The sequence below is a fragment of the Shinella sp. HZN7 genome (genome assembly GCF_001652565.1).
In the GTDB taxonomy this organism is placed as follows: domain Bacteria; phylum Pseudomonadota; class Alphaproteobacteria; order Rhizobiales; family Rhizobiaceae; genus Shinella; species Shinella granuli.
In genome coordinates this window covers 290,440-313,785 of sequence record NZ_CP015739.1, presented here as the reverse complement: position 1 = coordinate 313,785, position 23,346 = coordinate 290,440, and the positions used below count along the sequence as shown (strand labels likewise).

At 64.4% G+C, this 23,346-nt stretch carries 19 protein-coding genes and 2 pseudogenes; 11 read left to right on the top strand and 10 right to left on the bottom strand.

The genetic code is table 11. The annotated features are described in order from the left end of the window. Positions 1-17: 17 nt before the first annotated feature. Positions 18-857, bottom strand: a complete 840-nt coding sequence (locus shn_RS28670; RefSeq protein WP_064333936.1) for a MetQ/NlpA family ABC transporter substrate-binding protein — start codon at positions 855-857, stop codon at positions 18-20. A 409-nt stretch (positions 858-1,266) separates the two neighbouring features. Here shn_RS28670 and shn_RS28665 point away from each other — a divergent pair, with 409 nt between their 5' ends. The 11 genes from shn_RS28665 to shn_RS28615 all read left to right on the top strand — a co-directional run bounded on the left by shn_RS28665 (position 1,267) and on the right by shn_RS28615 (position 11,313). Beyond that, positions 1,267-1,743, top strand: coding sequence for an Hsp20 family protein (locus tag shn_RS28665; RefSeq protein ID WP_064333935.1), 477 nt, complete (start codon positions 1,267-1,269; stop codon positions 1,741-1,743). Positions 1,744-1,815: 72 nt separating this feature from the next. Further along, on the top strand, positions 1,816-2,115 hold the full coding sequence (locus shn_RS28660; protein ID WP_064334046.1) for a DUF982 domain-containing protein: 300 nt from the start codon (positions 1,816-1,818) through the stop codon (positions 2,113-2,115). Positions 2,116-2,124: 9 nt separating this feature from the next. Continuing rightward, entirely contained in the window at positions 2,125-2,406 is a 282-nt protein-coding gene (locus shn_RS28655) for a hypothetical protein (protein ID WP_064333934.1), read from the top strand. A 156-nt stretch (positions 2,407-2,562) separates the two neighbouring features. Further along, on the top strand, positions 2,563-3,753 hold the full coding sequence (locus shn_RS28650) for an MHYT domain-containing protein (RefSeq protein WP_064333933.1): 1,191 nt from the start codon (positions 2,563-2,565) through the stop codon (positions 3,751-3,753). A gap of 128 nt (positions 3,754-3,881) precedes the next feature. Beyond that, the gene (locus tag shn_RS28645; protein ID WP_064333932.1) at positions 3,882-4,745 is read left to right on the top strand and encodes a xanthine dehydrogenase family protein subunit M; all 864 of its coding nucleotides are present in this window, start codon (positions 3,882-3,884) and stop codon (positions 4,743-4,745) included. A 67-nt stretch (positions 4,746-4,812) separates the two neighbouring features. Next, the gene (locus shn_RS28640; protein ID WP_064333931.1) at positions 4,813-5,313 is read left to right on the top strand and encodes a (2Fe-2S)-binding protein; all 501 of its coding nucleotides are present in this window, start codon (positions 4,813-4,815) and stop codon (positions 5,311-5,313) included. Continuing rightward, positions 5,310-7,727: an aerobic carbon-monoxide dehydrogenase large subunit gene (locus tag shn_RS28635; protein ID WP_064333930.1), complete on the top strand. Its 2,418-nt coding sequence runs from the start codon at positions 5,310-5,312 to the stop codon at positions 7,725-7,727. The genes shn_RS28640 and shn_RS28635 overlap by 4 nt, the downstream gene beginning before the upstream one ends. 207 nt (positions 7,728-7,934) lie before the next feature. Further along, positions 7,935-8,813 (top strand): MoxR family ATPase, encoded by an 879-nt coding sequence (locus shn_RS28630; protein ID WP_064333929.1) that lies wholly within the window; start codon positions 7,935-7,937, stop codon positions 8,811-8,813. Beyond that, positions 8,810-9,994, top strand: coding sequence for a VWA domain-containing protein (locus tag shn_RS28625; protein WP_064333928.1), 1,185 nt, complete (start codon positions 8,810-8,812; stop codon positions 9,992-9,994). The genes shn_RS28630 and shn_RS28625 overlap by 4 nt, the downstream gene beginning before the upstream one ends. Before the next feature lie 11 nt (positions 9,995-10,005). Continuing rightward, a complete protein-coding gene (locus shn_RS28620) occupies positions 10,006-10,836 on the top strand; it encodes an XdhC family protein (RefSeq protein ID WP_064333927.1) in 831 nt (276 codons plus the stop codon). A gap of 12 nt (positions 10,837-10,848) precedes the next feature. Next, positions 10,849-11,313 (top strand): carbon monoxide dehydrogenase subunit G, encoded by a 465-nt coding sequence (locus shn_RS28615; RefSeq protein ID WP_064333926.1) that lies wholly within the window; start codon positions 10,849-10,851, stop codon positions 11,311-11,313. Positions 11,314-11,483: 170 nt separating this feature from the next. Here shn_RS28615 and shn_RS28610 read toward each other — a convergent pair whose 3' ends face one another. From shn_RS28610 to shn_RS28570, 9 genes and pseudogenes are all read right to left on the bottom strand, one after another. Next, positions 11,484-13,241 (bottom strand): ABC transporter ATP-binding protein, encoded by a 1,758-nt coding sequence (locus shn_RS28610; RefSeq protein WP_064333925.1) that lies wholly within the window; start codon positions 13,239-13,241, stop codon positions 11,484-11,486. Between the two features lie 79 nt (positions 13,242-13,320). Then, positions 13,321-13,524 (bottom strand): annotated as a pseudogene (fecE, locus tag shn_RS28605) (Fe(3+) dicitrate ABC transporter ATP-binding protein FecE); the annotation flags it as partial. 66 nt (positions 13,525-13,590) lie between these two features. Next, the gene (locus shn_RS28600) at positions 13,591-14,697 is read right to left on the bottom strand and encodes a mandelate racemase/muconate lactonizing enzyme family protein (RefSeq protein WP_064333923.1); all 1,107 of its coding nucleotides are present in this window, start codon (positions 14,695-14,697) and stop codon (positions 13,591-13,593) included. 57 nt (positions 14,698-14,754) lie between these two features. After that, a complete protein-coding gene (locus tag shn_RS28595; RefSeq protein ID WP_064333922.1) occupies positions 14,755-16,887 on the bottom strand; it encodes an alpha-amylase family protein in 2,133 nt (710 codons plus the stop codon). 81 nt (positions 16,888-16,968) lie between these two features. Further along, positions 16,969-18,590, bottom strand: a pseudogene (locus shn_RS28590) (ABC transporter ATP-binding protein). Then, positions 18,587-19,504, bottom strand: a complete 918-nt coding sequence (locus tag shn_RS28585; RefSeq protein WP_064333921.1) for an ABC transporter permease — start codon at positions 19,502-19,504, stop codon at positions 18,587-18,589. The pseudogene shn_RS28590 and the gene shn_RS28585 overlap by 4 nt, the downstream one beginning before the upstream one ends. A 9-nt stretch (positions 19,505-19,513) precedes the next feature. Then, the gene (locus shn_RS28580; RefSeq protein ID WP_084438624.1) at positions 19,514-20,431 is read right to left on the bottom strand and encodes an ABC transporter permease; all 918 of its coding nucleotides are present in this window, start codon (positions 20,429-20,431) and stop codon (positions 19,514-19,516) included. Between the two features lie 88 nt (positions 20,432-20,519). Next, the gene (locus tag shn_RS28575; RefSeq protein ID WP_064333919.1) at positions 20,520-21,605 is read right to left on the bottom strand and encodes a PD40 domain-containing protein; all 1,086 of its coding nucleotides are present in this window, start codon (positions 21,603-21,605) and stop codon (positions 20,520-20,522) included. 81 nt (positions 21,606-21,686) lie between these two features. Beyond that, the gene (locus shn_RS28570; RefSeq protein ID WP_084438620.1) at positions 21,687-23,198 is read right to left on the bottom strand and encodes an ABC transporter substrate-binding protein; all 1,512 of its coding nucleotides are present in this window, start codon (positions 23,196-23,198) and stop codon (positions 21,687-21,689) included. Positions 23,199-23,346 lie beyond the last annotated feature (148 nt).

Genomic DNA, 23,346 nt, shown 5'->3' with positions numbered 1-23,346 from the left:
GAGTGCCTTGCCGCCGGTCAGTTGACCTGCGCACCTTCCGTCCAGGGAAGGCTGTAGAGCTTGTCGTTGTCGGCGAAGGACTTGTGGATCTGGGCCTTCACCGCGTCGGAGGCCTGGTAGATCTCGACGAAACGCTTGATGAGCGGCGCATCCGCATTGTCCTCGCGCGCCACGAAGCGGATCGCGAAATAGATGTCGTCGATTCCGGTATAGAGCAGCGCCTGGCCGGCGATGTCCGGAAGGCCGGCATTCACGTAGTGCGCCGGATAGCCCTGGGCGAGATCGACGTCTTCGAGCGCGCGGACGAGCTGCGGCCCTTCGATCTCCACGAATTCCAGCTTGCGGGGGTTTTCGGCGACATCGTCCAGCGTGCCGCGGGCGCCGACACCCTCGCGCAACTTGATCAGGCCGGCCCGCTCGATGAGCTGGAGGCCGCGCCCCTGATTGACCGGATCGTTCGCCACGCCGACGCGCGCGCCTTCCGGCAGGTCGTCGAAGCTCTTGTACTTCGAGGAATAGAGGCCGAGGTTTGGCAGGAGGCCGATGGCGACGCTTTTCAGCTTGAAGCCGGTCTCGGCCACCGCATTGTCGAGAAAAGCCTGATGCTGGAAGTAGTTGACGTCGAGATCGCCGGCATTCAGCGCCACATTCGGCGTCGCCCAATCGGTGAATTCGATGACCTTCACGTCGAGCCCCTGCTCGCGTGCCTCGGCCGCCGCCACCTCGACGGAATCGGCAAGAGAACCGGGCGTCACACCGATGGTCAGCGTCTGCGCAAGTGCGAACGTGGTGCTCAGCGAAAACGCGACCGCCGCCTTGCCCAGAAGATCGATCTTTCTCGTCAGCCAGTTTGCCATTGTCTTTACCTCGTGGATCATGTCTGCGGCCGGCAAGGCACCCGACCCGCGGCTCATTCAACGGAATGAACGATAGTTGATAAAATCAATCGAAAAAGTATTCTTTTTTCAATCTTGCGCACGCGCGCGAAAATTCGTTCCGCCGCGGCAGCGTCTTCCTGAGCCCGTTGGACATGAATGAGCATGCCGGAGCGCGATGGGTGCGAACTGGCGGAACCGCGTTGCCTGAACGGTCATCCCGACGGAGACAGGCGATGCCTTGAAGGGCAATTTTTTACTTGCGGGTCTTGAACCCGAAAACCGCAAAAACCAAATCGAACTCCGTCAGCCGCTGACGTCAGGGCTGACCGTGCTGGAAGCGCCGTCTTTCGGCGCTCCGTATCCATGTTGCTTCAAGGAGGATATGGCTATGGCAACATCTTACGACTACGCACCGCTGTTCCGCTCGAGCATCGGGTTTGACCGGATCTTCAATCTCCTGGAAAACGCACAACGCGCACGCTCGATCAGCGACTGGCCGCCCTATGACATCGTCAAGACCGGCGATGACAGCTACCGCATCTCGATCGCTGTCGCGGGCTTCGCGCGGGACGACCTCGACATCACGTTCCAGTCCAATCTCCTGACGGTGACCGGCAAGAAGCAGGAGGCGCCCGCCGATGGCTATCTCCATCGCGGCATCGGCGCCCGGCCCTTCGAACATCGCTTCGAACTTGCCGACCACGTCAGGGTGAATGGAGCTGACCTGAACAACGGCCTCCTGTCGATCGATCTCGTTCGCGAAATCCCCGAGGAGATGAAGCCGCGGAAAATCTCCATCGAGAGCGCACCGGCCCTCGAACAATCGGCGACCTCCGCGCAGATCGAAGCGCAGAAGGCCGCGTAAGACAAACATCATCGAGAAGGGGCGCCGTCGCAACGGCGCCCGTCGACATTCCGGGTTGGGAAGGAGAGCATGATGAAACCCGATATGTTCAAAGAACCCGTATCCATTCTCGTCGGCCTTGGCTTTCCGACGGAGGTCCGTTCGGTCATGGACGCCTATCGCCACCTCGTCGAATGGCCCGCAGCATGGAGAGATGCCGCGCATTCGATTGCCCTCAACGCCTGCAACGCCGCGCTGCGCGGTGAGATCGACGCGGAAACCGCACGCGGATTGTTCGCGGCCTACGCCGAAAAGCATGATCTGCTTGCGCCGGACACCCACCTGATCACAGCATCAGGATCGCGGCGCGACCGGGATCCGCACGTTTGCTGAGGTGCGCCGATGATGGACAACATGGCGAAGCAGGCCGTCCAAGACGTGATGACCATGGGACCCGCCGTTCTGATGCCGCAGAACATCCGGTTTCGGCGCCCCATCGACGTCGTGGATTCGCCCGCCCTCTCCGCTCCCGACAAGCGAACGATCCTCGCGGCCTGGGCGTCCGACTATTACGCCGTCGATTCGAAACCGGCACTGCGTCAGATACCGGGAACTCCCGAGGCCGTTTCGATCGATGACGTGCAGTCTGCACTGCAAGAGCTCGATCGCCGCTACGATCTCTGACCGTCGGCCAATCAGGCGGCCTGCTTTGTTACCTTGGCAAGCCGCGTGATGGCGACCGGGTCGACAATCGCTTGCCAAGCTCTCGAGGAGAGATGTACCCTCGCTTGCACAAGGAGAAAGCCGGCCCGGGGAGGAACGGGTACGGTTGGCACGGCGATGTTCGAGGAACACGATCCGTATCTCGTCGCACTTTCGGTGCTGGTGGCGATACTGGGAGGTTATACTGGCTTCGGCCTTGCGGCGCGGATCCGCAGCTCGGTTCATACCGGCCGGCGGCTGCTTCTTTCCGGAGCAGCCGGTTTTCTGGCGGTCGGCATCTGGACGATGCATTTCGTCGGCATGATGGCGGCGCCGCTGCCGCAGGATGCGGCCTATCTGGTGCTGCCGACGCTCGTCTCCTTCCTCATCTGCGCCCTTGTCGTCGGCATCTCGCTCTATTTCGTCAGCATCGGCGGTCCCTCGCGCATGCGCGTGCTCTGGGCGGCGCTGCTGCTCGGCTTCGGCATCGCCTCCATGCACTATGTCGGCATCCATGGGCTGGCGGGGCCTTTCACCATCCGCCATGATTATCCGATGGTGGCGCTGTCGCTGCTGATCGCCATCGGCGCGGCCTATGGGGGCCTGCGCATCTATATCGCGCGCCATGGCGGCTTGCGGCTGGCACTCAGCGCCGTCGCCTTCGGCATCGCGGTTTCCGGCATGCACTATACCGCGATGTACGGCATGCATTTCGAGCCCGGCACCGCCGGCGGGCACGCCATGGCCATGGACGGGCTCGTCGCCTCGCAGCAGGTCCTGTCGCTGGTCGTGGCACTGCTCTGTTTCCTGGTCGCCGGCGGCTTCCTGCTCCTCCTCGTGCCGGAAGCGCATCTCAAGGCAGAGGCCGAGCGGCCCGATCCGTCCTTTTCCGCCGTCCGGGCGAACAGGGCGGCCCCGCTGGCCGGCCTCGGCCAGCCGGCCCGGCCATTGGTCGCCAAGGTGCCCGTCGACGGGGCGGACGGCATCCGGTTCATCGATACGGCCGATATCCGCAGCATCCGCGCCGATGCGCATTATACGCTCGTCCATGACGGGCAGCGCGAGCGCATGTGCGCCTGGTCGATCTCGGAGATGGAATCGCAGCTCTGTCCCGAGACCTTCCTGCGCGTCCATCGCAGCCATATCGTCGCCGTGCCGCACATCGTGCTGATGCGCAAGGAGGGGGACGGCGCGGTCGTCGAGCTTGGCGGGCCCGTCCCGCACCTCGTTCCGGTGAGCCGGACGAAGATCTCCGAACTGAAGGCGCGGCTGGGCCTCGGCCGGCGCGACGGCCCGCACCGGGACGATGCCATAGGTCAAAGTGCCTGACGCAATTCGTGCGGGCAAGGCCGCCTTTCGTGCAGAAATCCGGCGCTGGTGCCGGAAAGCCGGCCGTCTCCTTGCCTGTCCGCTTCCCAGGGAAAATGCTGATCCCCGGTATATACCGGAGGAGACCCATGATACCCGGCCCGTTCCAGTTCCATCGGCCGCAGTCGGTTGCCGATGCGGTGAAACTGCTCTCCAGCCTCGGGGATGAGGCGCGGCCGCTTGCCGGCGGCCACAGCCTCGTTCCCATGATGAAGCTCCGCCTTGCCACGCCCGAGCATCTCATCGACCTGCACGGCATCGGATCGCTGAAGGGCATCCGGCGCGAGGGCGACACGCTCGTCATCGGCGCCATGACAACCCAGCATGAACTGGTGGCCTCGCCGGAGATCGCGGCGCTCGTGCCGATCGTCAAGGAAACCTCGCTGCAGATCGCCGATCCGCAGGTGCGCTATCGCGGCACGCTCGGCGGCAATGTCGCCAATGGCGATCCGGGCAACGACATGCCGGGGCTGATGATGGCGCTCGGCGCCCGCTACCGGCTGGAAGGGCCGGACGGCGCGCGCGACGTCGATGCCGTCGATTTCTACCAGGGCGCCTATTTCACCGCGCTCGAACCCGGCGAACTCCTGACCGAAATCGCCATCCCGGTTCCGCCATCCGGCCACGGCTACGCCTATGAGAAGCTGAAGCGCAAGATCGGCGACTATGCGACGGCTGCCTCCGCGGTGGTGCTGACGCTCTCCGCCGGCAAGGTCGAGACCTGTCGCATCGGCCTCACCAACCTGTCCGAGACGCCGCTTCTCGCCGAGGACGCCGCCGCCTGCGTGATCGGCACCACGCTCGACGAGGCAACGCTGTCACGGGCCGCCGACCTTGCCCGCGCCGTCATGCAGCCGGCCGCCGACGGGCGCGGCCCGGCCGAATACCGCACGCATGTCGGCGGCATCATGGTCATGCGGGCGCTGAAGCGCGCCGCGACCAGAGCCGCCTAAAGCATTTCCAGGAAAAGTGCGAAGCGGTTTTCCGTCCGGAAATGCGTAAAAACTCTAGGAGGAAACGATGGCAAAGACCCATGTGACGATGCGGGTGAACGGCAGCGAGGTCGAGGGCCTTGTCGAGCCGCGCACGCTGCTCGTGCATTTCATCCGCGAAAATCTCGCCCTGACCGGCACCCATATCGGCTGCGAGACCACCCATTGCGGCGCCTGCACCGTCGATCTCGACGGCATGTCGGTGAAAAGCTGCACCGTCTTCGCCGTGCAGGCCGAAGGCTCCGAGATCACCACCATCGAAGGCATCGCCAATGCGGACGGCACACTCTCGGCCCTCCAGGAGGGTTTCCGCCAGATGCACGGGCTGCAATGCGGTTTCTGTACGCCCGGCATGATCGTGCGCGCCCACCGCCTGCTGAAGGAAAACCCGACCCCGAGCGAAGAGGAGATCCGCTTCGGCATCGCCGGCAATCTCTGTCGCTGCACCGGCTACCAGAACATCGTCAAGGCGATCCAATACGCTGCCGCCAAGATCAACGGCACGGAGTTCACGGAGGCTGCGGAATGAACGACATGACCATCACGCGCGCCGAGCGCGAGGCCAAACTCGAAGGCATGGGCTGCAAGCGCAAGCGCGTCGAGGATATCCGTTTCACCCAGGGCAAGGGCAACTATGTCGACGACGTGAAGCTGCCCGGCATGCTGCACGGCGATTTCGTCCGCTCGCCGCATCCCCATGCCCGCATCAAATCGATCGACAAGGAGAAGGCGCTGAAGGTGCCGGGCGTGCTCGCCGTGCTGACGGCGGAGGACCTGAAGGGCGTCAACCTCGCCTGGATGCCGACGCTCGCCGGCGACGTGCAGATGGTGCTGGCGGACGGCAAGGTGCTGTTCCAGAACCAGGAAGTGGCCTTCGTCGTCGCCACCGACCGTTATGCGGCCGATGACGGCATCAATGCCGTCGAGGTGGAGTACGAGGCCCTGCCGGTCCTCGTCGATCCCTTCCATGCCATGGACGCGGATGCGCCGGTGCTGCGCGAGGACCTCGCCGGCAAGACGGAAGGCGCCCATGGCCCGCGAAAACACCACAATCACATCTTCGAATGGACCGTCGGCGACCGGGACCTGACGGATGCCGCCTTCCGCAAGGCGGAGGTGACGATCAAGGAAATGATCTCCTATCACCGCACCCATCCCTCGCCGCTGGAGACCTGCCAGTGCCTGTGCTCCTTCGACAAGGTGAAGGGGGAACTGACGATCTACGGCACCTTCCAGGCGCCGCATGTCATCCGCACGGTGGTCGCGCTGATCGCCAAGATTCCCGAGCACAAGATCCATGTGATCGCACCGGATATCGGCGGCGGCTTCGGCAACAAGGTCGGCGCCTATCCGGGCTATATCTGCGCCGCCGTCGCGTCGATCGTCACCGGGCGGCCGGTGAAATGGGTCGAGGACCGCATTGAGAACCTTTGCGCCACCTCGTTTGCCCGCGATTACCACATGACGACCGAGATCGCCGCGACGAAAGAGGGCAAGGTGACGGGCCTGCGCGTCCATGTGCTCGCCGACCACGGCGCCTTCGACGCCTGCGCCGACCCGTCGAAATGGCCGGCCGGCTTCTTCAACATCGTCACCGGCTCCTATGATTTCCCCACCGCCCATCTCGCGGTCGATGGCGTCTATACCAACAAGGCGCCGGGCGGCGTCGCCTATCGCTGCTCCTTCCGGGTGACGGAGGCGGCCTATTGCATCGAGCGGGCGATGGATATCCTCGCCCAGAAGCTCGGCATGGACCCGGCCGAACTGCGGCTGAAGAATTTCATCCGCCAGGAGCAGTTCCCCTATCACTCCGCCCTCGGCTGGGAATACGATTCCGGCGACTACCACACCGCCATGAAGAAGATGATGGAGGTGGTGGATTATGCCGGCCTGCGCCGCGAGCAGGCGGCAAGGCGCGCGGCCTTCCAGCGCGGCGAGACCCGCGACATCATGGGCCTCGGCATTTCCTTCTTCACCGAGATCGTCGGCGCCGGCCCCTCGAAGAACTGCGACATCCTCGGCATCGCCATGTTCGACAGCTGCGAGATCCGCCTCCACCCGACCGGCGCCGGCATCGCCCGCATGGGCACGAAAAGCCAGGGCCAGGGCCACGAGACGACCTGGGCGCAGATCATCGCGACGGAGATCGGCATCCCCGCCGACGACATCATGGTGGAGGAGGGCAACACCGACACCGCGCCCTACGGGCTCGGCACCTACGGTTCGCGCTCCACGCCCGTCGCGGGTGCGGCGATCGCCATGGCGGCGCGCAAGGTGAAGGCCAAGGCGCAGATGATCGCCGCCTACCGGCTGGAGGTGCACGAGGACGACCTCGAATGGGATATCGACGGTTTTCGCGTAAAGGGCCTGCCGGAAAAATTCCTCGGCATGAAGGATATCTGCTGGATCGCCTACAATTCGCCGCCGCCCGGCATGGAGCCGGGCCTTGAGGCGGTGAGCTATTACGACCCGCCGAACATGACCTATCCCTTCGGCGCCTATCTCTGCGTCATGGATATCGACGTCGACACCGGCGTCTACAAGGTGCGCCGCTTCTACGCGCTCGACGATTGCGGCACGCGCATCAACCCGATGATCATCGAGGGGCAGGTGCATGGCGGGCTGACGGAGGCCTTCGCGATCGCCATGGGCCAGGAGATCCGCTACGACGAGAACGGCAATGTGGTGACCGGCTCCTTCATGGATTTCTTCCTGCCGACGGCGGTGGAAACGCCCCATTGGGAGACCGACTTCACCGTCACGCCCTCGCCACATCACCCGATCGGCGCCAAGGGTGTCGGCGAAAGCCCGAATGTCGGCGGCGTGCCGGCCTTCTCCAATGCGGTCAACGACGCCTTTTCGTTCCTGGGATCGACGCATATCCAGATGCCGCACGATTTCTGGCGCAACTGGCAGGCGGCGAAGGCCCTTGGCGCGGTGTAGGATTGGTTCGATGCGCAGGTTTCGCCCCTCATCCCGCTGCCGCGACCTTCTCCCCGCAAGCGGGGAGAAGGGGCAGGAGGCTTGGCCTTCCTTCATCTTGTTTAGGGAAAACGGTGCATCGTTCTCCTTCTCCCCGCTTGCGGGGAGAAGGTGCCGGCAGGCGGATGAGGGGCGGCCCTCCCGCCATGCGACGGATGGGGCCACGACATGAACACACTCTCCCGCCCCGAAATCGGCGAGCGTTTGGCGAGCGCCGGCTACATCGCCGACCGCGACCTGTCGGTCGCCCTCTCGCTGATGCAGATGCTCTCCCGCCCTCTACTGCTCGAAGGCGAGGCCGGCGTCGGCAAGACGGCGGTCGCCTATGCCATCGCATCGGTGCACGAGACGGAGCTGATCCGGCTGCAATGCTACGAGGGGCTGGACCAGTCGGCAGCACTCTACGAGTGGAACTACCAGCGCCAGCTGCTGGCCATCCAGGCCCGGCAGGGCGAGGCGGCCGGCGGGCTGGAAGACGCGGTCTTCTCCGAAAAATACCTGATGGAGCGCCCGCTGCTCGCGGCCATCCGCCGGCAGAAGGCGCCGGTGCTGCTGATCGACGAGATCGACCGGGCCGACGAGGAATTCGAAGCCTTTCTGCTGGAACTGCTCTCCGATTTCCAGGTCTCCATTCCCGAACTCGGCACGATCACCGCGGTGACGATCCCGCATGTCGTGCTGACCTCGAACGGCACGCGCGAGCTTTCCGATGCGCTCCGGCGGCGCTGCCTCTATCACCATATCGACTATCCGGATGTCGAGCGCGAGGCGCGCATCATCCTCGCCCGCATCGAAGGGGCCGGCGCGGCGCTCGCCCTGCAGATCGCCCGCATGGTCGAGAACATCCGCAAGGAGGACCTGCGCAAGGTGCCGGGCGTCGCCGAAACGCTGGACTGGGCGGCGGTGCTGGTCGGCCTCGATATCGCCGACCTGAAGGACGATCCCGAAGCCGTGCACGAGACGCTGGCCTGCCTCTTGAAGACCCGCGAGGACAAGGCGCGCTTCCGCCGCGAGGTCACCGAGCGCCTATTGGGGAGGGTGGCATGAGCTGTTGCGGCGCGCCCCTGACCCCGGAGGAATCGAGCGCAGTCGGCCGCCTCGTCGCGGAAAAGCTGTCGGCCTTCCTGAAAACGCTGCGCGACAACGGCTTTTCGGTCGGGCTCGGCGAGGGCCGCGATGCCGCCGCGCTGATGGCCGCTGGCTATGCGGAAAAGCCCGGCCTGTTGCGCTCCGCCTTGAAACATCTGTTTTCCGCCCGCCGCAGCGAATGGGAGCGGTTCGACGGCATTTTCGATGCCTTCTGGCTGGGAAAGCGCGTGCGCAGCCGGAGCGCGGTCTCGGGAAATGCCGGGCCTGGCCTGAAAGCGCTGGAGGACGGCGGGGGGAAGGGCGGCGCGGTTTTGGATCAGGCTCCCGCCGATGGCGGAGAGGGCGCAGGCAGCGGCGAAAGCCGGATGGAGGGCGCCTCGGCGGTCGAGACGCTTTCCCGCATCGACCTCAGGAAACTGTCCGATCCGGCGGACATGGCGCGGGCGCATGATATCGCCGCCGATCTCGCGCGGGCGATGCGCACGCGGCTCACCCGCCGCGATCTCGCGCGTCGACGCGGCTACCGCATCGACCTGCGCCGCACGATCCACGGCAATATCGGCCATGGCGGCGTGCCGCTGGATCTCGTCCAGCGCCGGCGCAAGGAAAAGCCGCTGCGCCTCGTCATGCTGCTCGACGCCTCTGGCTCGATGACGCCCTATACGGGCCTCTTCCTGCGCTTCATGCATGGCGTGCTCGACGCCTTTCGCGAGTCGGAGGCCTTCCTCTTCCACACCCGGCTCGCCCATGTCTCCGACGCCATGAAGGAGCGCGATGCGCAACGCGCCCTCGACCGGCTTTCGATGATGGCGGAGGGCACCGGCGGCGGCACGCGGATCGGCGAGTGCCTCGCCACCTTCAACCGCTGGCATGCCGCCCGCGTCATCCATTCGCGCACCTGCGTAATGATCGTCTCGGACGGCTACGAGACGGGCGATGCCGCACTGCTGGCTCGGGAGATGGCGGCGCTGCGCCGCCGCTGCCGGCGCATTGCCTGGCTGAACCCGATGATGGGCTGGGACGGCTATGCGCCGGAGGCCGCCGGCATCCGCGCCGCCCTGCCGTTCGTCGATCTGCATGCGCCGGCCAATACGCTCGAAAGCCTTGCGGCGCTCGAACCCTATCTTGCGAAACTCTGAGGGAGGTCGCGATGAACGCCCATGTCGATGTGATGGATCTCGCCAACCGCCTCAAATCCGCCGAGGAGGCCTTCGTGCTCGCCACCGTCGTGCGCACCGTCTCGGTGACGGCGGCAAAGGCCGGCGCCAAGGCGGTGATCCGCCCGGACGGCACGATCGTCGCCGGCTGGATCGGCGGCGGCTGCGCCCGCGGCGCGGTGCTGCGCGCCGCCCGCCAGGCGCTCATGGACGGCAAGGCGCGGCTGATCTCGGTGCAGCCGAAGGAGCTTCTGGCCGAACATGGCGTTACGGCCGGCGAATTGCGCGAGGGCATCCAGTTCTCCGCCAACATGTGCCCCAGCAAGGGCACGATGGACATTTTCATCGAGCCGGTATTGCCGCGCCCCGCGCTCGTCGTCTTCGGAGCGAGCCCCGTCGCCGTGGCGGTGGTGGAGCAGGCCGCCCTGCTCGGCTTCCACATCACGCTCGCCGCGCCCGCCGCCGACCGCGCCGAGCCGCCCATGGCGGATGTCGTGGTGGATGGATTTTCCATCGCCGAGCCGCCGGCAGGCAAGATTTTCGCGCTGGTCGCGACGCAGGGCAGCGGCGACCTCGCCGCACTCCAGGCGGCGCTCGCCCTAGAGGCCGAATATTACGGTTTCGTCGGAAGCGGACGAAAGATGGCCGCGCTCAAGGCCGATCTGTCCCGCGCGGGCGTCCCGCCCGAGCGGCTCGACCGGATCAAGGGGCCGGCGGGGCTCGACCTCGGCGCGATCACGCCGGAGGAGATCGCGCTCTCCATCCTCGCCGAAATCCTCGCCATCCGCCGCCGCGACCAGCGCGGCGACGCCACCACACCCTGAAAGGACCATCTCATGGACATGAACGGCAGCGAACGGATCGAAGCCCCGGTGCAAACCGTCTGGCAGGCGCTGAACGACCCGGAAATCCTGCGCCAGTGCATTCCCGGCTGCGAGACGCTGGAAAAGACCTCCGACACCGAGATGACGGCAACCGTCGCGCTGAAGGTCGGCCCGGTAAAAGCCCGTTTCCAGGGCACGGTCCAGCTCCAGAACCTCAACCCGCCGCATTCCTACACGATCAGCGGCGAAGGCAAGGGCGGCATGGTCGGCTTCGCCAAGGGCGGCGCGGATGTGGCGCTCACCGAAGACGGGCCGGATGCGACCCTGCTCACCTATGTCGTCAAGGCCGAGGTCGGCGGCAAGATCGCCCAGCTCGGCAGCCGGCTGATCGATTCCACGGCGAAAAAACTGGCGGCACAGTTCTTTGCCGATTTCACGCAGAAGGTCGCGGGAGCGCAGGAAGCGGTTGCCGGTTGAACCTACCGCCGCAAACCGACAGAAGAGACCGCATCCAGCAGACCGGATAAACGCTCCGGAGTTTCAAAGTAATCCGCAATCTTCGCCAAGTTTGGCTTAACGCGATGTTGGGATGATCCGTCTCTTAAGAGCGGCCTGACTTGTAGTTGGCAAAGGATTGAAAGATCGCTCTACCTCTTGAACGCGAGCGGATGAAACGGTCCGGTATCCGTCTGCGCAGTCTGGAGGTTTCTGTACCGGCCGTTCTTTCGGGCGATGAGGTCGGCATGGCTTCCCTGCTCGACGATGCGGCCGTCGTCGACGACGAGGATGCGATCGGCATTGGCGATGGTGGCGAGCCGGTGCGCAATGACCAGCGTGGTGCGGCCGGCCGAGAGCTCGGCGAGCGACTGCTGGATGGCCCGTTCCGTCTCCGTGTCGAGCGCCGAGGTCGCCTCGTCGAGGATCAGGATCGGCGGGTTCTTCAGGAAGATGCGGGCAATGGCGAGGCGTTGCTTCTGGCCGCCGGAGAGTTTTACCCCGCGCTCGCCGATGATCGTGTCGAGGCCGTCGGCGAGGCTGGCGATCACGTCGTCGAGACGTGCCCGCCCGGCCGCATCCAGGATTTCGGCTTCCGTGGCGTCGAGCCGGCCATAGGCAATGTTCTCGCGGACCGTGCCGGCGAATAGGAACACGTCCTGCTGCACGATGCCGATATTGGAGCGCAGCGACTTCAGCGTCATGTCGCGGATGTCCACGCCGTCTATGGTGATCGCGCCCGATGCGATCTCGTAGAAACGCGGCAACAGCGAGCAGATCGTCGTCTTGCCCGCGCCCGACGGACCGACGAAGGCGATCGTCTCGCCCGCCTTGATCGCAAGGCCGAGCCCGTCGAAGATCGGCCGGTCGTTGCGGTAGCCGAAATGCACATCGCGGTATTCGATGTCGCCGCGCAGCCGGCCGGCGTCCCTTGCCCCGTCGTGGTCCCGGATATCCGGCTCGGTGTCGAGGAACTTCGTGTAGCGTGTAAAGCCGGCAATGCCCTTCGGATAGGTCTCGATGATCGAGTTGATCTTGTCGATCGGCCGGAAGAAGACGTTCACCAGCAGCAGGAAGCCGACGAAGCCCCCGGCCGAAAGCTCGCCACGCGTCACGAACCAGGCGCCCGCCAGCATCACCACCACCTGCACGAAGCGCATGGAGAGGTAGGAGAGCGACATGGAAGCCGCCATCACCTTGTAGGCCTGAAGCTTGGTGACGAGGTAGTTGCGGTTGCTCTCGGCGAAGAGCCGGCGCTCGTGGTCCTCGTTGGCGAAGGCCTGCACGACGCGGATGCCGCCGACATTCTCCTCGATGCGGGCATTGAAATCGGCGACGCGGCCGTAGATCGCGTGCCAGGTCGAGGTCATGCGCGCGCCGTAATGGGTGGTGACGAAGGCGGTCAGCGGCACGATGACGGCGGTGATCAGCGCCAGCGGCACATGCACCCAGAGCATCAGGATGAAGGCGCCGATCAGCGTCATGACGGCGATGAAGAGGTCTTCCGGCCCATGGTGGGCGACCTCGCCGATCTCTTCGAGATCCTTGGTCAGCCGTGCCACGAGATGGCCGGTCTTCTGATTGTCGAAGAAGCCGAAGGAGAGTTTCTGCAGGTGGTCGAAGGCCTTGCGGCGCATCTCCGCCTCGATACGGATGCCGAGCATATGGCCCCAATAGGTGACGATCACCTGCAGGCCTGCATTGACGAGGTAGATCAGGAGCAGACCGATGGCGGCGAGCCCGATGAGATCGAGCCGGCCAGTCGGCAGCAGGCGGTCGATGAAGAGCGTCACGGCGACCGGGAAGGCAAGTTCCAGCAGGCCCGCGGCGACGGCCGAGGAGAAATCCAGCGCGAACAGGGCGCGATGCGGGCGGTAGTAGGCGGCAAAACGTTTCAGGAGATCGGGCATCGGCGGGCAGGCTTTCGGTATCGGTTCTATCTGTTAAGACGATCGAGGTCGCCCTTTCTCCCATATTCGGCGCAGCTTTTCACGGGCCGGGGCGCATTTTCCGTCCCCCCGGCACGACCAGGGGTGTCCCTGAGACGGGATCGTCGATGACGAGGGCGGAAAGGCCGAAGACGGTCGCGACGAGATCTTCGGAAACGATGTCCTGCGGCCTGCCTTCCGACACGGCGGCGTAGCGGCAGACGTGGTTGAGGTCGTGCAGCACGGCGACGATCGTGCGACCTTGGGGCCGTGCCATCCGATGAGACAGAATCCAAGGGCTATGGACAGGACGAGACGGATCGCAAAGCCGTCAGCTTCGCCGTCTTTGCAGTTCGCCATCATGGACGACGAGCCCGAGGCCCGGTCCCGACGGAACCTTGAACATTCCGTTCTCCGGGATCGGGGGATTGGCGAAGACGACGTGCATGCGCGTCGACGGATCGGAGAATTCCGCGGGCTTGGTGTTGTGCATCAGGGTGGCGAGCAGGTGCAGGTTCGCCGCATGGGCGATCGTCGGCTGGGTCTGGTGCGGCACGAGTTCGACGCCGTGGGCAAAGCAGATGGCAGCGCACTGCATCAGGCCGGTGATGCCGCCCATCTTGATGATGTCGGGCTGCACCATGCGCACGCCGGCATTGATCATGTCGACGACCGCCTGCGTTGTATAGGACTGTTCGGCGGCCGAGACGGTAATGTCGAGACGCTGCGCAACCTCCCCCATGGCCCGGACATTGTAGTGCTGGACCGGCTCTTCGAACCAGATATAGCCAAGCTCTTCGAGCGCGCGGCCGACACGGATGGCACCGCCGACGGAATATTGGTTGTTGGCGTCGAAGGCGAGGGAGAAGTCGTCTCCGACCAGCTTGCGCACCGCCTTGGCCTTCGCGATATCGCCGGGGATGTCATGGTCCTGCCGCGTGCGGTCGCCGTCCAAGCGGATCTTGACGGCGGCGGGGCGCTCGGATTTCAGCCGCTCTTCGACAGCCCGCACGGTCTCGTCCACGGTGCGGCCGGCATTCCTTCCGACCGACGAATAGAACGGCAGCTCGGTACGCCACGCCCCGCCGAGAAGCTTGTAGATCGGAAGGTCGAAATACTTGCCCTTGATGTCCCAGAGCGCGATGTCCAGCGCGGCAAGCGCGCCCGTCACCGCACCTTCCGGACCGAGCTTTACATACTTGTGAAGCAGCCTGTCGCAGATGACGGCCTGGTCCAACGCGTCCAGACCGGCCAGCGAACCCGCGAAATCCCGCACGATGGCGAGCGAATGCTCGCCGCCCAGCATCGGGGAGGCCTCGCCGTAGCCGACAAGCCCATCCTGCGTCGTCACGCGCACGATCGCCGTTCTGCGCCCCGGCGGCTCATTCTCGACCCAGGTGACCTGAAAGGCGTCGACCGATTTGATGATGGTGCCCACTTTGGTTCCTTCCTGTCCGTAGTCGTATGGCGTCAGTCGTTCCGAGCCGCGACGCGGCTATCCGAAAAGCATTTCTATGGTTTCCATGGCCTCCAGGCGCGGCAGGGTGAACCGGATGCGATTGCCGTCCAGACGCGTCACGGGGATTTCGCGCTCTGCAAAGACGAGCCGGACGCGATCCCTTCTGAAGGATGACGGCACGTCGACGGTGATTTCGAGATCGTGGAGAGGGATCAGTTCCTCAATGATGCGCCGCTGCCCGGTGTTGAAACTGCCCGGAGCGGAAAAGTTCACGAGCGAGACGACGAGCCGGTCGCTCTTTTCCATGACGGAGAGGTCGATCAGGCCCGGCCCCTTGACGGTCGCGACATCGCGCCAGCCCTCCGCCTGCCTGACTGCGTTGGCGATAAGCCGGAAGAGATCCCTGAAGCCGTAGCGGAAGCCGATCAGGTCCGGCTGCCAGGGGAAATGGATGATGCGGCCCTTGCCGACGCGGCGGTCCACGATCATCGGATAGTCGGTGACGTGATTGATCGTGTTGAATTCCGGCACCGAAATCCCGCTTCCGACCTCCCCTTCCACCGGCGGCACGAGGGTCAGGGGCGCTGGAATGGCCGGCTGGTCGTCGGTGCGCATGAAGGTGATATCGCCGGCCACCGGCAGCAGATCCGTTCCCTCGAACCCGGCCAGCAACGGCGACGACGGGTCGCGGATCGCGGCATAGGCCGCCCGCAGGCTTTTCCAAGTGACGCCGGTTCCCTTCGCGCCGATCAGCCCGCCGAGGAGTGTCGTCTCCCGGGGGGCGCCCATCTCGTCGAAGTCGCCGCTGCGATAGGTCGAGACGAGATGGCCGCCGTTCCGGACATAGGTTTCGAGCGCCGCGCAGGCGGCATCCGACAGGCAGGCGGTGTTCGGAAGCATCACGGCCTTGTAGCGCGCCAGCATCTCCGCCGTGAGGCGGTTGCCGCTGAGGATATCGAAGGCAAGCCGCTGGTCCATCATGGTGTTGTAGGCGCCGCGGAAATGATCGAGGTAGCGGGCGGCCGGGTCCTTGTGGCCGAAATTGTCGAGGCTGTGGCGGGAATAGACGAGGGCGAGATCGGCCACCGGCTTCGCCTCCATGTAGGTGTCCCGGTTGCGGTCGAAGACGGCGAAGGTCTCGCGCAGGCCGTCCAGCCCCCGGTGGTCGAACTGTTCCTTCTGGTAGCCCGTCACATGGATCCACGGCATGACGCCCTGCGCCATGACCTGGCCGGCCCACATCCGGTTCTCCGCGACCGGGACGCGATAGAAGCGCCACCAGGGCAGGAAGTAGCTGGTCGTGATGCCGCCGCCCTTTTCGGGCGCGAGGCTGCGCATGTAGCGCGCTTCGAGGCCCGGCCAGAACATGTTCGCATAGCGCCGCTGCGCTTCCAGCACGATGCCGTCCTGGTGCGGTTCCGTATAGTCGAGGTCCCATCCGCCGACGCGGGAATGATCCCACGATTCCGCGACCTGGCTGAGGGGCATCCAGGCGCAGGAGGGCCGCACGCGCGTCTTCGCGGCCTGAACACGGGCGTTCCATTCCGCGATGCATTCGTAGCGCCATTCGTTGTATTGGCGCCAGACGGGATCGCTCCAGTTCTCGTCGGGAATGGCCTTGCCGGTCTTCGCCCGGAATTTCTGCTGGCAGACGGTGCAGTGGCATTGCGGCGTGTGCCACGGGGAGAACTGGGCGGCGTTCGCCCACAGGCCGTCGAAGGCGTAGCGCGTCAGGATCTCCTCGACGACCCTGATCATGAAGTCGTTGTAGTAGCCGCCGTTCGGGCAGGTGATGAAATGGCCGTGCACCTCGACCGGAGCCCCCGTCTTGTCCTGGGCGAACCATTCCGGCCGCTCGGCGTAGAGGGCGCGGGAGGCCATGCTGGGGTCGATGCGCGCGATGGGCCGGATGCCGCGCTTGGCGAGCGAGGCGATCATCTCCGCGGCGAGGTCCCGCTCGCCGAGGGTTTTGGCGCGGGGATGCAGAGGGATGTCGCTCGGATAGAAGGCCATGATGCCGCCCACCGAAAATCCCAGCGCGTCGAGCGAGAACGACTTGGCGAAATCGGCCATTTCCTCGGTGTTCCAGCTTCCCGCATCGCTCTCGCGAAGCGTCATGATCATCACCAGCGAGGACCGGAGCCAACTGTATTGGGAGTGCGGTGTCATTGAAGTCTCCATTGGAATACGCCGCAAAGCGGAAGCTTCGGGTGGCTTGCGCTGCACGCTGGACGATCGGATGCCGCGCGCCTAGGCGGCCACATGGCTGCCGAGAACAGGATCGGATTGAAGGAGTTCGCGGGTGTAGGGGTGCTGCGGGTCGGTGAAGAGGCTGTCGGTCCTGCCCTGCTCGACGATCTGGCCCTTCCGCATGACGAGAACCCGGTCGGCGAAACTGCGGACCACGGGCAGGTCGTGAGCGATGAAGATGTAGGAGAGGCCGTGCTCGTCCTTGAGGTTCTTCAAAAGCGCGATGATCTGCGCCTGGACGGACACATCCAGCGAGGAGACCGCCTCGTCGCAGATGATGACATCCGGCCGCAGGGCGAGCGCCCGCGCGATGGCGATGCGCTGCCGCTGGCCGCCGGAGAACTGGTGCGGATAGCGCTGGGCGTGCTCCTTCGTCAGGCCGACCTGTTCGAGAAGCGCGCCGACCCGCCCTTTCCATTCCTTTTTCGGCAGGACGTCGCGGTGGATGGCCCAGGGTTCCGAGATGATCTCCTCGACGGTCATGCGCGGGTTGAGGGATGCGGTCGGGTCCTGGAAGACCATCTGGATCTGGCGCTGCAGAACCGTCCGGTCGGCCTCCGTCGGCCGCAGCATGTCGCAGTTCCTGTAGGATGCGGTGCCGCCCGACGCCCTTTCGAGACCGAGCAGCGTGCGGGCGAGCGTCGACTTGCCGGAGCCCGATTCGCCCACGACGCCGAGCGTTTCCCCGCGCGCGAGCGTGAAGGACACCTTGTCGAGCGCCATGATGGCCGGAGACCTCGACGCGCTCGGATAGCCTTTCGACAGGTCCTTGACGGCGATCAGCGGTTCCACCCGCACGCCCTCGGGGCGGATGCCGGAAAACTGTGCTTGCCCGGAACCGCATTCAGCAGATTGCGGGTATAGGCGTGTCGGGGGGCGTTGAAGACCTGGTTCACCGGGCCGGTCTCGACGATCTCGCCGCCATTCATGACCGCGACGCGGTCGGCAAGACCCTCGACGATGCCGAGGTCGTGGGTGATCATCAGCAGACCCATGCCCCGTTCGCGCTGGAGCTCCTTCAGCAGGCGCAGGATGCGGGCCTGGACGGAGACGTCGAGCGCCGTCGTCGGCTCGTCGGCGATCAGGAGGTCGGGATCAAGCGCGATCGCCATGGCGATCATGATGCGCTGCCGCTGGCCACCCGAGAACTGGTGCGGATAATCGTTGAAGCGCGCACGCGCATTCGGCAGTTCGACCCGCTCCAGGAGGTCCAGCGCCCTGGCATTGGCCTCCCGGCGGTCGACGCCGTGGGCGCGGAACGTCTCCGCCACCTGCCAGCCCACGGGATAAACCGGGTTGAGGGCGGCAAGCGTGTCCTGGAAGATCATCGCGATCTTCGAGCCGTTCAACGCCCGCTGCCGTTCATAGGAGGCCTTGAGCAGGTCTTCGCCGCGATAGAGGACCTCGCCGGAGGTGATGCGGCCCGGTGGAATGTCGATCAGGCCCATGAGCGCCGATGAACTGACGCTCTTGCCCGATCCGCTTTCGCCGAGGATCGCAAGCGTCTCGCCACGGTCGATATGCCAGCTTACATTGCGAACGGCCTGGACCGTGCCTTCCTGCGTATGGAATTCGACGGAGAGGTTGCGGATTTCGACGAGATGTTGGTCGTTCCTGGTCATGAAGATTTCTTTCTGGATTCCAGCCGCCAACGCTGCACCGGATCGCCGACGATGCGCAGCCAGTTCGCGAAGAGATTGAGCGACATTGCCGTCAAGGTGATCGCGACGCCGGGCCAGAAGGCGACCCACCAGGCGGTGCTGAGATAGCTCTGCCCCTGGGCGACCATGGCGCCCCAGGTGAAGGCGGGCGGCTGGATGCCGAGACCGAGGAAGCTGAGGCTCGATTCCGACAGCATCACGAAGGCGAATTCGAGCGTTGCGATGGTGATCAGGGTCGGCGTGACGGTCGGGCGGATATGCCGCCAGATGAGCCGGCGCGGCGAGGCGCCCATGATCCGCGCCGCCGTCACGAAGGTCCGTTCGCGGACCTCCAGCACCTCGGCCCGCGTCGTGCGCAGGTAGATCGGAATGCGGGTGATCGCGAGCACGAGGATGACGTTGGCGATGCCGGGCTTGAGGACATAGAGGACGATCAGCGCGAGGAGGAGCGAGGGAAAGCTCATCACGACGTCGGCGACCCGCATGATCACCGCGCTGGTCCAATCGTTGCGGTAGCCGGCGATGAAGCCGAGGAAGGACCCGACGATCAGCGAACAGACGACGGCGGATGCGGCCAGGAGCATCGTGTTCTGCGCCCCGACGATGAGGCGAAGAAGGATCGATCGGCCGAGCGAGTCCGCTCCCAGCACGAAGGCCCAGCCGTATTTGAACGACAGGGGCGGTGCGTTGCGGGCGATGAGGTTGATCTTGTTGGACGAGGCCTCGAAGACCGCCGGCCCGAAAAGGGCGGCGCAGAAGACCAGGAGGAGGAACAGGACCGCCGCCGCCGCGAACTTGTCATGCCATAGCAGCGACAGATAGCGGCGGATGACGGATCGGTTCGGCTGGCCGTTGGATGCGATGGTGGTGTGCATGTTATCGCCTCAGCTATACCGGATGCGCGGATCGAGCAGCGCATAGGAAAGATCGATCGCGATATTGAGAATGAAGATGGCGACTGCGGTGATGATGACGCCGCCCTGCACCATGGCGAAATCGCGATACTGGATCGAGTCGATCATCAGCTTGCCGATACCGGGCAGGCCGAAGATGACCTCGATGACCACGGCGCCGTTGATCATTCCCGTCGCCTGGTCGCCGGCGACGGTGATGACCGGGAGCATTGCATTGCGCAGGGCATGGACGAAGATGATCGTCGTGCTGCGGACCCCCTTGGCCCTCGCCGTCTTCACATAGGCGGACGACATCGCGCTGATCATCGATCCCCGTACGACCTGGGCGATCAGGCCGCAGGGGCGGATGGAGAGCACCATGATCGGCAGGATCCAGTAGACGAAACCGCCGGTGCCGGAGGTCGGCAGCCATCTGAGCCAGACGGAGAAGACGAGCACGGCGACGATCGCCAGCCAGAAATTCGGCAGGCTTGCGCCGGCAAGCGAGATGACGTTGACGAAACGGTCGAGAATGCCGTTGGGCCTCTGGGCGGCGAGCGCCCCCGAGACGATCGCGACGACCAGGGCGAAGAACATGGCGAAGAACGCCAGCAGCAGGGTCGTCGGGAATGCGGCGAACACCAGATCGAGGACCGGCCGATCCTGGCGCAGCGAGGTGCCGAAGTCGAGATGGGCGAGATCCCGGACGAAATGCCAGAACTGCACGATCATCGGATCGTTGAAGCCATGCGCTTCGGAAAAGGCGGCCCTGGCCTCGGCCGAGGCTTCGACCGGCAGGTAGATATCGGCGGGATTGCCGGTCAGCCGCGCCAGGAAGAAGACAAGGACGACAAGTCCCACCATGGAAATGGCGCTGTGCGCCACTCTCGACCCAATATAACCGCGCAAGATGTTCCTCCCTTTCCCTTCATCCATCCATTCCTAACGGGTATCCGCCGGCCCTCCCCGGCCGACGGACACCGTCCCGGATGAAGGCCTACTTGATTTCCGCGAAGGTACCGTCCTTTTTCCGGATCACGGCACGATCTTCCGGCGTCTCCCATTCCTGTGCGTAGTCGCTCTTTTCCCAGGCTTCGAGATCCATCAGGCCGATGCCCATGCCGAAACCCGGTTCGCTCGTATAGGTATTGACCATGAAGGCCAGCCATTTGCCGTCCGGGCTGACATTCGAATTGCTGGCGCGCCAGGGCGCGCGGTCGAAGAAGCGCGTCATGCGCACGCGGCGCCCGGACCCGTCGAGCTTCAGCTTCCACAGATCGATCGGCGGGAACTGGTCGATGAAGTCGCAGGAGGATTCCAGGCAGATATGCTCCTGGTCGGGGAAGATGCCCTCGCATTCGTTGTGGGTGAGCGGTTCGTCGATATAGGTGCGGACATCGAGGGTCTTCAGGTCGATGCCCCGTGTCTGGGTCTTCCAGGTGGTGCTGCGATCGCGCGGGCCGATATATTCGGCCATGATGACTTCCGTGTCGTTGTTGCGGAAATCCTGCGGTTCCGGGCGGCGCAATCCCGTGACGTTCCGGTAGATCGGACGGGTCGCGCCGATCGTCGGCCCATCCGGCCCGTAGTCGATCTCCGACACGTAGCACTCGAAATCCTCGAACTTGCCGAGGCGCGGATCGTGCTCACCATGCCGGGAATAGGTGATGCGGTTGGCGATGGCCGAGACGCCGATGCCTTCGAAGATCGTCAGGCCGAGGGGGCGGGGCGGTGTCTTCGCCTCGCGGTCCATGAACCAGAGTTCCGACTCCACGTAGCGGCTGACGTGATGGTCCTTGAATTCCCTGGGGCCGATCAGAAGATAATCGCCGTTCGGCAGGAAAAGCACCCGCAGGAACGTGTGATGGTCGCCGAGGCCGCCGGTCAGATTGCTAACCTGCCGCGTTTCGAGGTCGATCTCGTGGACGTCGCCATAGGCCTTTTCCACGAAGGCGATGCGCTTTCCATCCGGGGACCAGTAGGGACGCGCACCGTAGTCGCAGAGCTTTTCATGGAATGGCGGCGGGTTGTCCAGGACGTGAGGACCTTCATAGGACTTGTTGTCCCACTTGTAGATAGGCATGCTGGTACCTTCCGTTCGAGCGGATTGCATTGAGTAGAGACGGAGAGGCGGCGTATCCGCCTCTCCCATTCGTCTTGGGGGTTATTTCAGGCTGATCGCTGCAAGTTCGAGCTGGCCGCCGGTGGTGAAATCCGGCTTGAAGCTGACGCGCGGCCCGATGCGCATGTAGCTGACCATGTGGAACAGCATGATATCGGGAACGACCTCCTGCTGGATCGTCCGGTTGGCCTGCTGGAAGAGCGAGCGGCGTTTGTCGCCGGTCGAGACGCTGGCATCATTGAGCACGGCATCGAGTGCCGGGTCGGAGATGTTGGAAAGCGCGCCTTCGGAGGTGTAGTAGACCATCATCGTGAAGAACGCGTCGCCCGCCGTGTTGTCGTGCAGTTCATGCACCATGGTCGGGCCGCGGTCCGTCGGATAGGGCTTGCGGCGCATTGCGGAATGCTGGATCTTGTCCACCATCCGGATCTGCACGTTGAGGCCGACCTCCTGCCAGCTTTGCGTGAGCGTCTGGAGCATCTCATCCAGGTTCGCCTGCATGAACTGGCTGCCGTAGAGGTCGATCGGCGCGTCCACCGGAACGCCGGCGGCCCTGGCCTCCTCGACGAGCGCCTTTGCCTGCTCCGGATCGTAGGGCCAGGGCTTCAGGCCGTCGTCATAACCGCTGACGCTCGGCAGCATGTATTGGCTGGCGGGCAGGGCATCGGCGCTCATGATGCTGCCGACGAAGGCGCTGCGGTCGAACGCCATGTTGAGAGCCTTGCGAACGCGGATGTCGTTCAGCGGTGGCTTGTCCATGAAGATGCGGATGCGGCTCGTATCGGCGTTGAGGTAGCCGACATCCATCTGTGCGTCGACATCCTGCGGGGCGATCTGGAGGCCGAGATCGGCTTCGCCGACCTTGATCATCGATGCACGAAGGGCCGGCTCTTCACGCCAGACATAGGTCGCCTGGTTGACCTGCGGCTTGTCGCCCCAGTAGCCGTCGAAGCGGGTCAGGACCAGACTGCTGGCCGGATCCCAGCTCGTAAAGACATAGGGGCCGGTCCCGACGGGCGATTTCGTAGCTTCCGTGGTGCTGGTGCCCGGCGCCGTCATGCCGATCTGCGACAGCGTGGTCGGCATCAGCGGCATGGGCGTGCTGGTCTTGATCTCGACGGTATAGGGATCGAGAGCCTTCGCCTCGATGGTCGTCTTGGCAAACAGGCGGATGGTGTCGCGGCACTGGAGCTCGGGGCTGAACTGCCGGTTGAGCGCTGCGATCACCGCATCGGCATTGAAATCGGTACCATCCTGGAATTTCACGCCCTGACGGAGGGTAATCTGCCAGGTCTGCGGATCGATCTGCTTCCATTCCGTGGCGAGGTTGGGCTTGATCTCGCTGGTCTCGGGATCCATGCGGGTCAGCGTTTCGACGACATTGGCCTTGAGGACCTGGCCGATATAGCCCGTCGAGTTCATGTGGCATGGTTCGACCACGTCGACGGCGGATGACAGCACGATGGTGATATCGCCGGATTTGTCCTGGGCGTAGGATGGGCTTGCCAGCATGCCGGCCATGCCGAGCCCCAAAATCATTTTGCTGATGTTCACAACGTTCCTCCCTGTTGTTGGCGGATGGGCGCCTCCACGCCCCCCAAAGCTTGGGACGGCTCCTGCGAGCGGGCCGCCTTCACTTTCACAGGGATGCTAAATCTAAACTTTATGATTGATAAGAAGCAAAAAATGCAGTTCATTATGT

Bases quoted from the DNA above. Each gene is read 5' to 3' on its own strand.
- shn_RS28670 (WP_064333936.1), bottom strand. From the start codon at position 857: ATGGCAAACTGGCTGACGAGAAAGATCGATCTTCTGGGCAAGGCGGCG.
- shn_RS28665 (WP_064333935.1), top strand. From the start codon at position 1,267: ATGGCAACATCTTACGACTACGCACCGCTGTTCCGCTCGAGCATCGGG.
- shn_RS28660 (WP_064334046.1), top strand. From the start codon at position 1,816: ATGAAACCCGATATGTTCAAAGAACCCGTATCCATTCTCGTCGGCCTT.
- shn_RS28655 (WP_064333934.1), top strand. From the start codon at position 2,125: ATGATGGACAACATGGCGAAGCAGGCCGTCCAAGACGTGATGACCATG.
- shn_RS28650 (WP_064333933.1), top strand. From the start codon at position 2,563: ATGTTCGAGGAACACGATCCGTATCTCGTCGCACTTTCGGTGCTGGTG.
- shn_RS28645 (WP_064333932.1), top strand. From the start codon at position 3,882: ATGATACCCGGCCCGTTCCAGTTCCATCGGCCGCAGTCGGTTGCCGAT.
- shn_RS28640 (WP_064333931.1), top strand. From the start codon at position 4,813: ATGGCAAAGACCCATGTGACGATGCGGGTGAACGGCAGCGAGGTCGAG.
- shn_RS28635 (WP_064333930.1), top strand. From the start codon at position 5,310: ATGAACGACATGACCATCACGCGCGCCGAGCGCGAGGCCAAACTCGAA.
- shn_RS28630 (WP_064333929.1), top strand. From the start codon at position 7,935: ATGAACACACTCTCCCGCCCCGAAATCGGCGAGCGTTTGGCGAGCGCC.
- shn_RS28625 (WP_064333928.1), top strand. From the start codon at position 8,810: ATGAGCTGTTGCGGCGCGCCCCTGACCCCGGAGGAATCGAGCGCAGTC.
- shn_RS28620 (WP_064333927.1), top strand. From the start codon at position 10,006: ATGAACGCCCATGTCGATGTGATGGATCTCGCCAACCGCCTCAAATCC.
- shn_RS28615 (WP_064333926.1), top strand. From the start codon at position 10,849: ATGGACATGAACGGCAGCGAACGGATCGAAGCCCCGGTGCAAACCGTC.
- shn_RS28610 (WP_064333925.1), bottom strand. From the start codon at position 13,241: ATGCCCGATCTCCTGAAACGTTTTGCCGCCTACTACCGCCCGCATCGC.
- shn_RS28595 (WP_064333922.1), bottom strand. From the start codon at position 16,887: ATGACACCGCACTCCCAATACAGTTGGCTCCGGTCCTCGCTGGTGATG.
- shn_RS28585 (WP_064333921.1), bottom strand. From the start codon at position 19,504: ATGCACACCACCATCGCATCCAACGGCCAGCCGAACCGATCCGTCATC.
- shn_RS28575 (WP_064333919.1), bottom strand. From the start codon at position 21,605: ATGCCTATCTACAAGTGGGACAACAAGTCCTATGAAGGTCCTCACGTC.